The 12,941-nt window shown below is 64.8% G+C and carries 14 protein-coding genes and 2 pseudogenes; 10 read left to right on the top strand and 6 right to left on the bottom strand.

Going from position 1 to position 12,941, the window contains the following annotated elements:
* Positions 1–81: 81 nt before the first annotated feature.
* A pseudogene (gene istA, locus BST28_RS22230) lies at positions 82–1,011 on the bottom strand (IS21 family transposase); the annotation flags it as partial.
* Positions 1,012–2,301: 1,290 nt separating this feature from the next.
* Between istA and BST28_RS22220 the strand changes: the two are divergent.
* A pseudogene (locus BST28_RS22220) lies at positions 2,302–2,442 on the top strand (antitoxin); the annotation flags it as partial.
* A 105-nt stretch (positions 2,443–2,547) separates the two neighbouring features.
* Here the strand turns inward: BST28_RS22220 and BST28_RS22215 are convergent.
* Positions 2,548–2,892, bottom strand: coding sequence for a hypothetical protein (locus tag BST28_RS22215; RefSeq protein WP_083083127.1), 345 nt, complete (start codon positions 2,890–2,892; stop codon positions 2,548–2,550).
* A gap of 538 nt (positions 2,893–3,430) precedes the next feature.
* On the opposite strand from BST28_RS22215, the gene BST28_RS22210 reads away from it, so the two are divergent.
* Both BST28_RS22210 and BST28_RS22205 read left to right on the top strand, forming a co-directional pair.
* On the top strand, positions 3,431–4,765 hold the full coding sequence (locus BST28_RS22210) for a hypothetical protein (protein ID WP_133054356.1): 1,335 nt from the start codon (positions 3,431–3,433) through the stop codon (positions 4,763–4,765).
* Complete coding sequence (locus BST28_RS22205; protein ID WP_064920585.1) at positions 4,765–5,430, top strand: hypothetical protein; 666 nt, start codon at positions 4,765–4,767, stop codon at positions 5,428–5,430. Before BST28_RS22210 ends, BST28_RS22205 begins: the two co-directional genes overlap by 1 nt.
* A gap of 226 nt (positions 5,431–5,656) precedes the next feature.
* Here BST28_RS22205 and BST28_RS22200 read toward each other — a convergent pair whose 3' ends face one another.
* The 3 genes from BST28_RS22200 to BST28_RS22190 form a co-directional block, all read right to left on the bottom strand.
* Positions 5,657–5,917 (bottom strand): hypothetical protein, encoded by a 261-nt coding sequence (locus tag BST28_RS22200; RefSeq protein WP_133054355.1) that lies wholly within the window; start codon positions 5,915–5,917, stop codon positions 5,657–5,659.
* 145 nt (positions 5,918–6,062) lie between these two features.
* Entirely contained in the window at positions 6,063–6,782 is a 720-nt protein-coding gene (locus BST28_RS22195; RefSeq protein WP_083083122.1) for a ParA family protein, read from the bottom strand.
* Positions 6,783–6,893: 111 nt separating this feature from the next.
* Positions 6,894–7,190, bottom strand: coding sequence for a hypothetical protein (locus BST28_RS22190; protein WP_083083120.1), 297 nt, complete (start codon positions 7,188–7,190; stop codon positions 6,894–6,896).
* Positions 7,191–7,458: 268 nt separating this feature from the next.
* On the opposite strand from BST28_RS22190, the gene BST28_RS22185 reads away from it, so the two are divergent.
* The 5 genes from BST28_RS22185 to BST28_RS22170 all read left to right on the top strand — a co-directional run bounded on the left by BST28_RS22185 (position 7,459) and on the right by BST28_RS22170 (position 9,801).
* Positions 7,459–7,782 carry a hypothetical protein gene (locus BST28_RS22185; protein ID WP_083083118.1) on the top strand — a complete coding sequence of 108 codons (324 nt, stop codon included), beginning with the start codon at positions 7,459–7,461 and terminating at the stop codon, positions 7,780–7,782.
* A complete protein-coding gene (locus tag BST28_RS22180; RefSeq protein WP_083083117.1) occupies positions 7,779–8,345 on the top strand; it encodes a recombinase family protein in 567 nt (188 codons plus the stop codon). Before BST28_RS22185 ends, BST28_RS22180 begins: the two co-directional genes overlap by 4 nt.
* 69 nt (positions 8,346–8,414) lie before the next feature.
* Positions 8,415–8,978, top strand: a complete 564-nt coding sequence (locus BST28_RS22175) for a hypothetical protein (protein ID WP_133054354.1) — start codon at positions 8,415–8,417, stop codon at positions 8,976–8,978.
* Positions 8,975–9,121: a hypothetical protein gene (locus tag BST28_RS24285; protein ID WP_165758132.1), complete on the top strand. Its 147-nt coding sequence runs from the start codon at positions 8,975–8,977 to the stop codon at positions 9,119–9,121. Before BST28_RS22175 ends, BST28_RS24285 begins: the two co-directional genes overlap by 4 nt.
* Before the next feature lie 191 nt (positions 9,122–9,312).
* Complete coding sequence (locus tag BST28_RS22170) at positions 9,313–9,801, top strand: hypothetical protein (RefSeq protein ID WP_083083113.1); 489 nt, start codon at positions 9,313–9,315, stop codon at positions 9,799–9,801.
* Positions 9,802–9,965: 164 nt separating this feature from the next.
* On the opposite strand, the gene BST28_RS24965 is transcribed toward BST28_RS22170, so the two are convergent.
* Positions 9,966–10,175: a hypothetical protein gene (locus BST28_RS24965; RefSeq protein WP_234808381.1), complete on the bottom strand. Its 210-nt coding sequence runs from the start codon at positions 10,173–10,175 to the stop codon at positions 9,966–9,968.
* Positions 10,176–11,297: 1,122 nt separating this feature from the next.
* Here BST28_RS24965 and BST28_RS24960 point away from each other — a divergent pair.
* Together BST28_RS24960 and BST28_RS22160 are read left to right on the top strand one after the other, a co-directional pair.
* Positions 11,298–12,257: an EspK C-terminal domain-containing protein gene (locus tag BST28_RS24960; protein ID WP_234808380.1), complete on the top strand. Its 960-nt coding sequence runs from the start codon at positions 11,298–11,300 to the stop codon at positions 12,255–12,257.
* Positions 12,254–12,796: a hypothetical protein gene (locus BST28_RS22160; protein WP_083083111.1), complete on the top strand. Its 543-nt coding sequence runs from the start codon at positions 12,254–12,256 to the stop codon at positions 12,794–12,796. The genes BST28_RS24960 and BST28_RS22160 overlap by 4 nt, the downstream gene beginning before the upstream one ends.
* Positions 12,797–12,941 lie beyond the last annotated feature (145 nt).

The following is a 12,941-nucleotide window of genomic DNA, read 5'->3' as shown; positions in this document are numbered from 1 at the left end:
CCGGTCGAATCCCGTTGTGCTAGACTACAACTCGTAGTCAAATCATCTCTGACTTACACAGAATTCGTGACAGGCTCGGGCCAGCAGCGTCTTCTCAAACGTCCAGTCATCGCCAACGCTGGTGGCGCGGTTGGCGACCCGTCGTCGGTCATCAGCATCATCGGCGGCTTCCAGCAGGGCGTTGAGCTCATCGATGGAATCCACCACCGGCATGGGCACGCAATGGTTGCGCCGAAACCGCCCGCCTTCGCCTTCCACGCCGCCCTTTTCATGGCTGCCTTCGTGGCCGGGCTGGCAGTACCAGGCCTGGAAGCCGTAGTGGGATCTGAACGCGATCCAACGTTCGTTTTCCTGGCGGGACCGCCCAAACAACACCTGCTTGACCGCGCTGTTGAGGTTGTCGTAGCGGACCTTGTCCACCGGCACCCCGCCGAGGCGATCGAATCCGTAGACATGGCCTTCCAAAAACGCCTCCTGCCCCTGGGTCAAAAACGCTCGATGCGCCGACCGCGCCGAGTACGACAGCCGCATGGTGAACAGCGCGGTCTTGATCTTGACCCCGCCCATCACGACCCATAGGTCATGAAAGTCAACCTCGGCCTCGGCGGCCGGCGGATGGGTCTGCGGCACATAGCCCAGCTCCAACGGCTTGCCGGCCTCGGCAAGGATCTGCGGGCGACGCTTGGCGACGTAGTCACGCACCGTCGAATACGACAGATCACCAGCGCCGTGCTCATCGACCAGCCGGGCCAAAACCCTTCTGGCCGTGTGCCGCTGCTTTCTCGGGGCCTCCAGATCCAAGACCAACATCGCATCGATGGCGGCCTTGAACGGCTCCAGCCGCGGCGCAACCCGCTGCGGGACCTTCCGCTCCGGCGGGATCGCCGAGCCCAACGCCTGGCGTACCGTTCGACGGTGCACCCGGTGCTTATCAGCCAGCGCCCGAATCGACAGGCCCTCAACCCGATCATCGTGACGAATCGCAGCGAACAGCTCCACCCGTGACCTCACCATCTAGTCCCACCTCCACCGTCCAGCAGTCCGGAACATCCGGACACTGACCACGGTCAGGTGGGGCCAAATCAAGCCGTCATAACCGCCCCGGCGTGTCGAGCAGGTGGGGCCAAATCAGACCGTCACAACGACAGCCCGCCGCCACACCAAGTGGGGCCACTTCGAACCGTCCCACTGGGGCCAAATCAGGCTGTCATAGCCATTGGTGCATCGACGCGAACGAAACGCGAATCGCCCCAATTATTTTCAGTGTTTCGAGCAACGATCCGTTGGTCATGCGAGTATCGGGAGGGTCATCCGGCGCGGCCGTGCTCTGGCACCTCGAGCTCTCCATGATCGTGAATGGTCGTGCAGTCAAGCGGCGTGTCCCAGAAGATGATGATTGGATTACCGTCCCGCACGACTACGTAGGCATTCAACGCACATACGAAGTTTCCGCCGGCTCTTGGGTTTCCAGTGAGCTCGCCGAGGCTGACCGTGCCTACGCGGCGGATGAGACGCTCAGCGGCGCTGAGCTGCGCCGCCGCTACGGCCTGTCTTGAGCCACCGCCGCGGTGCGTGGCCGCGGCCTGGGTCCTCTGGATATTCACCCCTTGGTGGGGTGAGGATCTTCGTATGCCCAAGCATCATCCGTATTCGGGGGCCGCACCGGCGGCTCGGCGTCAGGTCGAAAGTCGGCTTGTCCCCGTGTCATCTATTGCGCCGTGTCTCTGGTCGGCTTCAAGATGGGGTCCGTGCCTGTCGGTTGGGCACAAAAGGAAACTGACCGACCCGAATATCACGCCGGGCATGGCGTGCGGTGTCGATCAGCTCCACGGTCCCGATTGCTGGAAACAAGGAAGGAACCTCGTGCATATCTTAAAGCCGAACCCGCCGGAGCAGAACCCCCGTCGTCTGACTGCGTCACCGTCGCTGCAAGTGGCTATCGCGATGGCCTGTGCTCTCGTCGTCGCCCAGGCCGTTGACTGGGCGACCGCGACGCATGTCTTGCTGGGGGTGTTGACGTTGTTCACGAGCGTGAATCGTGCAGCGGCACTGCCGAATCGGCGGTGTTCCCACTGCGGTCATCGTCAATGATCCGTCGCTATCGCGGTCGGTCTTAGCTGCCCCTTCCTCGTACTGGCCGCTCTTGTGCGTTCCGGTGGTGGGCGTCAAGGGTCGGCCTGTGGTCGACCGCGTAGCGGCCGTGGCCCTTGACGCCCACCACCGGAACGTCGCCACAATGTGCAGGCCAGGAAGGGGCGTCGTGACGTAATAACGGTTAATACGTTCTAGTTATAAGCAATGGAGCAGGTCCAAGACGAGATTCTTGACGCCGCCTACGCGGCGGCTGTTGAGGATAATCCGACCTACCCGTATGAATCCGAGGCCGAACGCGCCGCGGCCCGGCGGCGGCGCAATGCGCGCCAACGGGCGGTCGCGGAGTGACGCCGCTGCGCGGCCAGGTCTTATCACGCGGCCCGAAAGACGCACCCCAGCGCGGCCGCAAGACACTTCAGCATCTGCGAAACAAGGGCCTCTGCCGACCGACAGTCAGTCGTTGGCGCCATCCACGAACGCTGCCGCGGCCGCCATCACCCTGCGGAATTCGCCATCGCGGATGGCCTCGTACGGGGGTACCTCGTCAAGACGCGGGTTGGCCCCGATGAACCATGCGCGGGCGACGGCATCGCCTTCTGAACCGGCAACGGCGACCCATGCGCGGTGGGCGACCTGTAGGCGTTGAAGGGCCTCGGGTCGCGGAGTAGGACCACCGCCGGTGGCCCACTTGTGGGGAAGCTTACGGTCCCGGACACCGGCCAGGACCGTGACCAGAGTCGGGCCTAAATGCTGGACCAGCTGGCGGACCAGCTCCGCCGACGCCAGGCGCACCGTCATGGTAGGCAAAGCTACCGGCCCACTGGGCGCGACGCCGCCGGTCACGAAAGCGTCACGGGAAACCGGCGTGTCGGCCCGGGTTTCAGAAAAGGCTGGGAAAGTAACGTTGCGGCGTAATGACGGTGACTCGCTGTTGTCGCGTCGCCGGCACCTATCAGGTCCACCACTACGTGCAGGCAAGGAGGCGACGGCCGCTGGACCCGTAATAGGTCATCAGTGCGCGTGGACGCTCTCTCGCAACGGTGAGATTGGTTCGGCACACACTCGTGGTTCGGCTTTTGTCGGTTACTGCTGAGATAATGGCTGGTCGAGGTGCATTACCCCTGATAGATGTGATGTCGGTCATAGTTGGTCGTTTTCGTCGTTGGTGGCGGCCTGTGTGTAGGGGCTCCTGCATGGAGCAGGCCGATGCAACGAGGAGGACCGCCTGATGGAAGAGGGCCACGCCGTTGGCGATGAGACTGAGTGTGAGCCGGTGAATTCACCACCCCGCCGTGAGGCCTTGCGGTCGCCGGCCGCGTTGCCGGGGATGAGTTCGGTGGCCGATCAGTTGATCGGGAGAGCCGGGGCGGCGGGGGCGGGGATGAAGTTCGATTTCTTGGTCGGCTCCCCCGCGCTGCGCTCGGTCATGGATGCGGCGACGACCTCAGTTAGCGAGACAGTGTCAAGCATCTCGAAGTTGATTGGCGGCGACCGCTTGACGCAGGTGGGGGCTGCTGATGCAGCGTTCAAGCTGACGGACTTGTGGGCCACCCAGCCGGGTCGGGCGTGGGGCGAGCTACACGGCGGTCCGGGGTTGGGTGCGAAGTTGGCGCCGGGCCTGGGCTCGCACATCGCCGGGTCAGCGACCCCGGCGTGGAAGGCCCTGCAGCCGCCGTTGTCGGATCTGGCGAAATCTTTCCTGCCTGCCGGTCCGCAGTCCTCGGTGGTGTCGGCCTTAACCGCCGGTCTCTCCGGGAAAGGGCTGGCTGACCTGCATCTCGGTTCGTTCGCCGGGCTGGATGTCGGTTCACTGCCGCGGTTTTCCTTGACCGATCACCTGCAGAACGGCAAAGTGCCGGGGTTTTCCAACGATGAGTGGCCGTCGTGGTCGAAGCGGTTGCGCACCAGCGTGTTTGATGGAGTGACCTCGGCCGTGCATTCGCAGGGGTTGTCGTCGTGGATGCAGACCACGCACCGGGCCGCAATGGATGCCCTGTGGCGGGCACCGGAACAGTCGATCGCCACGATGCTGCAGTCCTTCTCAGTGCTGGCTGATCATGGGGTTGCCTGGGGTTGGCAGGGACTTCGGACGGCGCTACGGGCCCGGCGTGCGGTGCTCTGCGGCGACGTCGCCGCGGTGGTGCGCTTCTTGAAAGAGGTCTTGGGGTTCAAGTGGACCCCGGCGACCTTGGTCGACGCGGCGTCGGCGGTGCTTCTGGAGGAGGCAGCCTGGCTACCAGGGGAATTAGAAGTCGATGAGGACGTGTGCCCTCGGATTCGACAGCTGACGATCCGGGAGCACCGGAACTTTCGACTGATAGGCGAGACCGAGTTGTGTGGCCGGTCGGTGGAGTCGCTGGACCGGAAAGTGAAGCTCTCCCAGGATGAGTCCAGCGGGGTCTCGCTCGTTGATATGGTGCCGGCGCCTCCCCTGCCGGCAGGTGTGGATGACATCAGCGATCCCCGGCTGGTGTGGCTCATTAGCAGGCTGACGGAACGGGAGCGCAAAATCCTCCGGATGAAGGCTCAAGAGGGCCGTACCTGGGCGGATGCGGCGGTGTCGTGCGGTGAGGCTCCTAAGGCGGGCGAAGATCTTCGTCGGAAGGTCAAGCGGCTGGGCAGGACCGCCGAGGGCACGGTGTCGGTGGTGTCCACCAGGGCGGTCAGCTGATGGCTTACCGGCCGCCCGCGCATCCAGTTCTGGACCGCGCGTATGCCAACACCGCCGGCGCGGTGGCCTACCTCGATGAGACATTTGATGATGGACAACACGGCAGGAGCCGGTTCTACGTGTTCACCGCGGTGGTGGTGGAGCGGGCCGAAATGCCGCTGCTACGTCAGGAACTCCGCGACATCGCCGGCGGGACGTTCTGGCACACCACCGACGAGCTGCGCACCGAGGAGGGCCGCAAGAAGGCCTCCTCGATGCTCAACTTCCTTGGCGAGGGTAACGAGATCTGCGTGATTGCGCATCACTCCCGCATCGACGACGACGACCACGACCTGGAAGAAGCGCGGCGGGCCTGCCTGCGGGGTCTGGCGTCATCATTGTCGATCGGGGCCGCCCCGCTACGCGGGTCGATCGACCTGATGGTGCTCGAAGAGCGCAACCCGAGAAACCGCAGCAATCTCGACCGCAAGAACATCTCGGCGATGAGAGCAGAAGGCCTGGTGCACCGGTCCATGCAGGCGGTGCTGACCTCCCCGAAGTACGAGCACCTGTTGTGGTTGCCGGACTTGGTGTCTTCGGCTTATCGCGGGACGCTTACCCGGGCCGACAATTCGCTGTTCTCGCTGATCCAACAGCGGGTGCACATCATCGATCCGATGCCCTAAGCCGCCACCTCGGACACGCACCTGGCCCCAGAAATAGAGCAACCCCTGGGGGCCGTAGCTATCACCAGGGGCCAGACCAGCTGTCAGGACGAATCCCGAGGGCCGATACCTTGCTCGCAGCTAGGTTAACACCTATTTAGGTCGGAATCATCCCCGATTGCAGGGTCGGCGCTCACATCTATGCCGCTATGCGGTTACAGCATTACGGCATTATGGCGCTGTAACGCTAGGCACGTTTACGGCCGGGCCCGGTGTGACCTGCGACATTGCGTTGAAGTTCGGCGACGACCTCGCCTGGCGTCAGTTGGCCGGCCAAGCGGTTGAGAGCCAGGCGCACGACGGCACTGCGGGTGGCGTCCACGCGCGGCCTGGTGGTCCGCGCCGCAGCGCGGACCGTTTCGAGGTAGGTGTCGGTGGACTCGTCGAGATAAATCGAAACCTTGGCCAGCTCGCCGGCCGCCGGCATTGGGGCAGGTCCGGTGGTCACAGCCTCTTGTGAGGGGGGCGGCGGCGCGGGTGGTGACGGCTCGGGCATTGGGACAGGTGTTTGACGAGGCTGGTGCCGCGGCGGTGGCAGGGTACGGCGCGAGGTAGTGGCCTTGGTGCGCATCGCGGTAAGCGAGTCCAGCCCGTCAGCCATCGACGTATCCCTTCACGAAGGTTGCCAGGTTGCCGAGGGCGTCGGCGACACGTTGCAGAGATTTGGCCGGCGGGTTTTCGGCGGTGATCGCGATGCGCTTCTTCCGGGTCCCGACATGCAGGGCTGTCGGGATCGGTGGGGCCACCTGCACAGGGGTGTTCTCGATGATCTGGCGAAGCCGCTGGATTTCTGCGGCCGGCGGCGTAGTGGGCACGAAGTTGGGCACGATGACCAGTGGGTAGTCCGCGATTTCGTTGACCAGCTCGGCGGTGGCATCGAGTTCAGCGGTGCGTAGAGCGGTGGGCGCCAGCACGATGTTGGCCACGGCCAGGGCGCCGTGGGCGGCCGGACTGGCACCTGGGTGGGTATCCACGATGATCCAGTCTGTGTCCCACTCCTCAGCCCACTTAGTGAGGGCGTCGGCCATGGTGGTGGCATCAGGCTGACGGTCGTAGAGATCGGGATGCCCGGGGATCAGCGCCGGCTTCTTGAATCCGCGCAAGGGCCGTGGTGCCGTCATGCCTGGTTCCAGCGCATCGAGCAGCCGAGCGCGAGGGTGATCTTGGGGGCGGTATCCCCACTTCGCGGTCACTCCCCCACCGTCGTGTTCAAGGTCGACGAGCACAGCGCCCAGCAGAGCTGCCAGCTCGTACGCGATGAAGGACTTGCCGACACCCCCTTTTCGAGAGTGGCACACGGCGATTGCAGTCACTCAAGCACCATAACACTTGAACGCCGTAACGCTAGAGTATTAAAACATTAGAGCGTTGGAGTGTTATAGCTCCATATAAATGGATAAGTGCAGCTCACGCATAGAGCCCGGTCATCGTCGGCGCAGGGTCAGTGCGATGACCAGGGCGCTGGCGATTCCCACGATCGGTGCAGTGAGTGGCGCTATCAGCACAATGAGGACTGCGGCGCCGGCGACGACGACCGCAGCTCCGTCCCACCTGTCCCACCGTTGGCGGGGCCGTAGCGCCAGTGCGACAGCGAGCGTGTTGGCGATGCTCACCAGTGGAGCCCATACCGCCGGCGCAAGCATCGTGGCGATGAGGGCGACGGTGGCGATACCAGCCGCAACTGCGCCGCGGGCATCCCATGTGAACTTTTTCTCTCTCATACCGATTACCGCTCGAAGCGAATCGGATTACAGGGCTCGTTGCGTTCGCCCTGGTCAGGCACCTATAGGGAAGTGAAAATTGGTACAGCGTTATAGCGCTATAACTATTCGAGCTGCGTTCCCGCGCCAATCCGAGCGGAACAGACTCCACGCGCGTCTCATTAACGATCGTTAGCGGGACCGCGGTGCGGCGCGTCGCTGACCTGCGGGTTGATGGTCCCGTAATCGTGTCCCGATTTTGTCGGTGGGGTAGGGCAGGATCAGAGACATGGATGATGTGATGGGCGAGATGTTCCGCCGGCCGACCTATGAGGACCGTGAGCGCCGGGCGGCGGACTTGCTGCATCGGGCGGGCCTGGCGCGTACCTACGGCTGGGATGAGTACCGGTCTGTGTGGTCGACCGGCGAGGTGGCGGCCGTCGCTGCGCTGCTGGGGCGGGGTGATGTTCTCGCCGGCATCGGGGAGACGTTGGAATCGACCTGGGAGCGGTGGGCGTTCGACCTGTGGGGCGTCGACGACGGCCAGGCCGACGTTGACGCCGGCTGTCCCGCGACGCGTGAATGGTTCGCTGCCATCGAGGCCCGGCTTTGAGCCTGCTCGGGTACGCGCGGGTGTCGACTGCCGAGCAGAGCACGCAGGCTCAGGTCGATGCGCTGAACGCCGCGGGCGCAGAACGGGTTTTCGCTGACACCGCGTCTGGGCTGCGGGCAGACCGGCCGGCGCTGGCTGAACTTCTCGCCGCGGCTCAGGAGGGCGACACCGTGGTGGTGGCGCGCCTGGACCGGCTGGGCCGGTCGCTGCCTGAGCTGTTGCGCCTCGTCGAAGACCTGGCGGGCCGTGGTGTGGCGCTGCGGTCGCTGGGGGAGCAGATCGACACCAGCACTGCCGCCGGCCGACTCGTGCTGCATGTATTCGGCGCCTTGGCGGAGTTCGAGCGCGCTGTGATGCGGGAGCGCACGGTGGCTGGCCTGGCCGCGGCCCGGGCCCGCGGGCGGGTCGGCGGTCGCCGACCCGCGTTGAAGGGCGCCCGGCTGAGCCACGCCCAGCAGTTACGTGCCCAAGGCGTCCCAGTGTGGGAGATAGCTCAGCTGCTCGGGGTCGGACGGTCAACCGTCTACCGGACGCTCGGCGAGAACCCGGTAGCGGCCAGTTGATCGTCTGTAGCGCGCAGCGTGATACTGGCCCGAAGGCGGTTGTCGGTGGTCAGGGGAAAGATGTTGGCTGTGGATGAACTCCGGGTTTCATTTCCCTCCTGGTCGCGGGAAACGTTGGAACGCCACGCGATCTCGCACGCTGAGGATGTGGCCATTGAGCGCGGTCACATCCCGGGAGACGGGCCGGTGGACCGGCTGGTGGTGAACATGCTGCGCCACGAGTTCACGACGTACGACGAGACGCAGACCGTGGCAGTGCACAAGGCAGCGTGTGAAGCGATCGCTGCGCGCTATGGGTGGCTCGGGCCTGAGTGTGAGCGCCAGGTTCGGCAGCGCGAGCAGGCTGAGCGCGACGCGCAGCTCGCGGTGCTGGCCGGATTGGATGAGGAAGCGGCAGCAAGGCAGTGGCAGCACGATCGCGTGGCGGAGTCGCGTGCGACCATTGGCGCATTGACTGTCGGTATGGTCGTCAACGCCACGGTGAAGGGGCACTTCCGCGAAGCGACTGTGACTAAGGTGGGCCGGTCGCGGGTTACCGTTGCGTTCCGCTTGAAGTCTGGTGCCGAACGGACCGCGCTCGTATACGCCCGGGATGTACACCCAAAATCGGAAGCAGTTGCGCCGGATCAGTGAACCGTTCCTGCGATGAGACCAGCGGTGACCCGGTGGCGACCGGGGCGCCGCCATCGCACCTGACGGTTGCCGACCTGGAGCGCGCGGGCATGGCCGCCCAAGATCTCGATGATCCTCAAGTGATGCGGCATGCGTGGGAGTGAAAGACCGCGGGGATCGATCCCTGCCGTGAATATCTGGGTTTGCCAAGCTGATCCAGATATTCGGGCCTTGAAAAATAGCGTGAGAGTGTGTCGGTTGGGTGTCCTACGCTGGAGAAATGGACCCTCGCGGTGTTGCACACGTTTGGCCGCCACCAGCTCAGCAACAGTTCGGCCGACCACGGTTTTCGTGGATGGCCGTGGTGGCGCTGATTACCGCGATTGCTGCTCTGGTGGTGGGGAGTGCCGCTTTGGCGACGCGTCCGGCCGCGGTGCGAGAAGCCGCACAGCCTTCCAGTACACCGGCGGCGGGCGATACGACCCAAGCTGACCGCGCACTGTGTACAGCGATCGGACCCGAGCTCGCCAGTGAGAACGAGATCAACAACGGCTACGTTGATTTGGGCGATTCCGGTACGCCTGCCCGCGACGCTGCGACCGCCCGGTTCATCACCGACATCCTCGACTGGATCAGACGGGTGCAGCCAGTCGTTGATGAGCACCAGGACGCCGATCCATTTTTGCGGCGCAGCGTCCAGCGGTTCATCGACGACAAGCACCTCATCGCCCTGGATCTGGAGCCGGGTCCGCTCCCGCTATCCCTACGCACGCTTTTTTCTGACAGTGTGGGTGCATACAGCGGCCCTCTGCACGTCTGCGCGCGGCTCGGGGTCACGTGGTAGCGGTCTCGTCACCGGCGGGGATGCCCTGCCGGCAGTGGTCAGTGCCGATCGTGGGTGGTGTCTGGCCCCACACCGACCCAGCGAGCTTGCAGTCGGCGTCTGAAGCGCAGCACGGCAAGGCCGTGGAATTGCTGGACTGCGCTGAACAGATCGACTCGATCGCCTCACAAGTCGCCGGCGAGCAGTCCGGCGACGCGATCACCGGCTTCTGCAATGCGTGCCACCGATTGGCAGCCACGTGCACACAACAGGCCGATCAGTACTTCGATATGGCGCGGGTGTCCCACGAGGTGGGCCGGCTCCTGGCCGGGCTCCGTGAGGACCTCGACGATCTCGACGCGCGAGCCCACGCTGAGATCGACAAGCTCAACCAAGCCATGTCCTCAGGTCTGCTGAATCCGGTGCTTGGCGGCCCTCAAATCGCGGCTATCGTCGCCCAGGCCCGACGCGATGCAACGTCGCTGTCCGACAAGGCTACAGCCGCTATTACCGCTCAAGGGGCCTCAATTAGCCTTGGGGACAACCCCTCTGGCCCCATACTTGGAGGCGGAAACCCGAGCGCACCGCCCGAGAAATGTGCACCCGACTCAGCCAGTGGAATGTCGGCTGGCTGGCGCCGCGGCCCAGCACCAAAAGACGCGCCGCGCGATAGCGACAGCACCAAAGGTGGACCCTGGCGGCGCGAGCACGACGGCGGGGAAGAGAAAAGTTCGGGATCAAAAACCGGGACTGGCTCGGATGATTCCAGCCATAGTGACAGCGCGGGCACAGGTAATCGGCTCCCAGGTGAAACGACCGCAAGCCACAAGGAACATAACGGGACGGAGGCTGGTACCCCGTCAGCATTATCGCCGCCGATGAGCATGCCCAGCCTCGGATCTGGCAGCGGGGGAGCGCCGTCGATGCCCGCGGCCGGATCGTCAGGCTTGGGTGGCGGCGGCCTCAACATGCCGTCGACACCAGCAGCGAGTTCGCCGGCGGGGCTCGGCGCTGGCGGTCTGCCATCGCAAGGCTTGAGCTCTCCGGCGGGACTGGGGGGCAGCGGACTCTCGACTGGCGGCAGCCAGGGGCCGGTCGCGTCATCGTCGGACTTCTCCCGCGGCTTGAGCGCGGGCCTGGGTGGGCCGGCCGCGCCGTTCGCTCCGCCGGTGTCTCCGCCACCGTCGACCGCGGCCGCCAATGCGGGGCCGGCGGGCGGTTTGTCGTCGGCACCTCCGCCGGTTGCTGCCGCTGCTGGTGGGCCGGCGGCGGGTCCCGCCGTTGCGCCCGCGCCTGCGATGAGTGCGGGGCCGGCGGTTGGTGCCAGCGGTGTGCCAGCTGGGCCGTTGCCGCCGTTCGGGTCGGATGTCGCCCGGGCGGCCGCCTCCTCGGCGTCGGTGACGCCGGCGGCAGGGCCGCCGGTTGTGTCCGCCTCACCAGGATCGAGCTCGTCAGGCGGCACGGTAGCTCCGCTCCCACCTGGTGTTGTCGGATCGGGCGTCGGCACGTCGGCCGGTGTGGCGAACGACGCGGTCCGGTCCTCCAAGCCTGATCCATTGCTGGTGAGGGCATCTGAGCTGGTTGATCAGCTGCTGCGCGCCTCCTCGGTCCACGGGCTATTTCTGGATTGGTGCGTCGGCGTTTTTCTCACGCGGTCGGGTGTGGAGACGGTGATCGTGAGTAGCGAGGGCGCCGGATTCATTCCGCGCGGAGTGTTTGTGCCGCGCTCTGCGCGGATTTTGTTTAGTGAGCCTGACCTGCCTGGCGACTTCCGGTCGCGGTGGTTTAGCTGGGTTAATCCGGCCGAAACGATGCTGGCGTTCGCTGAGTGGGCGGCCGACCGCAGCGGGGTCGAGTTGTGGGCGCTGGCGGTCTCCACGGAGTACGGCGGTTCTGCAGCACCGGCCCGGGCGGCCAGTATTCCGCATTTCGACGAATGCTCTACGAAGCCATCATCACCGAGTGGTGCTGTTGAGCCGATGCATCTTGATGACGGACATATGCACCGGTTGGAGACAATCGACCGGGGTGAGTACGCGCGACTGACCGGCTTCGGTCGAGACGGCCGCATGCCCGATCGGTCCGAGGCATGGATGACCACGTTCGCCGCCGCGCAGACGGCACTGGACCGGGCCGGGACAGTGCCCGATCTTGCTGTGCCACCAATCATCCGGGAAGTGTTGGAGCTGCTGAGCAGTGGTGCGCGGGTACCAGCCGAACGCTGGTGGACGTTACGGGCGGAGGCCGTGCAGTTGATGAGCACGGGATCGGGGCTGCGGCCGGGCTGGCTGCCTGGCGACGCCACTGCCGCTTCCCCGTATGTGCGGGCATGCCACGACGTGGCGCGGCTAGCAGAGCTTCTGCTGCTGTGGGACCTCGACAACGATGCAGACGGTCCGGATATCAAGCACCCGGAAATCGCTTATCTAGCAAGGCAAATAGCGGACTCGGCGGTAGGCCAGCAGGAACGCGAATGAGTGAAGATCTGGAACAGCTGGAGGTTGCGGCTGAGCAGACGATTGCTGCGGCTACGGCCGCAGTGTTGTGGGCTGGTGAGGATAGCCAAGGCGTGCTGCGTCACGTCGCTGGCCTGGTTGCGGCGCGAATGGCCGCAGATCGCCACGCGTACACGTCGATCATTGAATGTGGGCGCACGGCTGCGCCCACGCACGCCGGTGCCGAGGAGTTCGCCGAGGGGTTTCGACTGACACATGCAGCGTCACCGTTCTTGGAGCCTTCCGTGTTGCCTGAAGGCGCCGCTCCGCAGTGGTTCGAACGTGTTGAGGCGGCGCTGAACGAGGCGTTGGCCGATCAGCGTGCGGACACGTACAGCGATGATCGTGGTCGCAGCGTGCCGCACCCAGATCCGGCGGTTCGAGTGCGGGCGGTGCACGGTTCGGTGCGCGTTTACGCCTTGTTGTTGTGCAAGTTGTGGGGTTGCGATCCGTTGCCGTTGAGGGACATTGAGCACCTTGCTTACGTTGTGTCTTACACGGCCTTACCGCACGGGTTTTAGAGTTCGAGTCCGTATCCTTCGTCGCGGCCGCGGTTACGGTTTCGTGTACGGCTGGTGATGCTGTCGGTGTGAATCGCCCTGGGTTTGATGGAGGCTCCAGACCTTGGAAACGAGGATGGAGCCATGTCGAAGAAGCAGTTGCCCG

Origin of the sequence: Mycolicibacter kumamotonensis, from assembly GCF_002086285.1 — a bacterium.
Classification (GTDB): Bacteria; Actinomycetota; Actinomycetes; order Mycobacteriales; family Mycobacteriaceae; genus Mycobacterium; species Mycobacterium kumamotonense.
Note: the sequence above shows the minus strand (reverse complement) of the source record. Positions and strands in the feature narration are given on the sequence as shown.

Excerpts from the sequence above, each read along its gene's own strand:
- BST28_RS22215 (WP_083083127.1), bottom strand. The coding sequence starts at position 2,892 with ATGACGGTGCGCCTGGCGTCGGCGGAGCTGGTCCGCCAGCTGGTCCAG.
- BST28_RS22160 (WP_083083111.1), top strand. The coding sequence starts at position 12,254 with ATGAGTGAAGATCTGGAACAGCTGGAGGTTGCGGCTGAGCAGACGATT.
- BST28_RS22205 (WP_064920585.1), top strand. The coding sequence starts at position 4,765 with ATGGCTTACCGGCCGCCCGCGCATCCAGTTCTGGACCGCGCGTATGCC.
- BST28_RS22185 (WP_083083118.1), top strand. The coding sequence starts at position 7,459 with ATGGATGATGTGATGGGCGAGATGTTCCGCCGGCCGACCTATGAGGAC.
- BST28_RS22190 (WP_083083120.1), bottom strand. The coding sequence starts at position 7,190 with ATGAGAGAGAAAAAGTTCACATGGGATGCCCGCGGCGCAGTTGCGGCT.
- BST28_RS22170 (WP_083083113.1), top strand. The coding sequence starts at position 9,313 with ATGGCCGTGGTGGCGCTGATTACCGCGATTGCTGCTCTGGTGGTGGGG.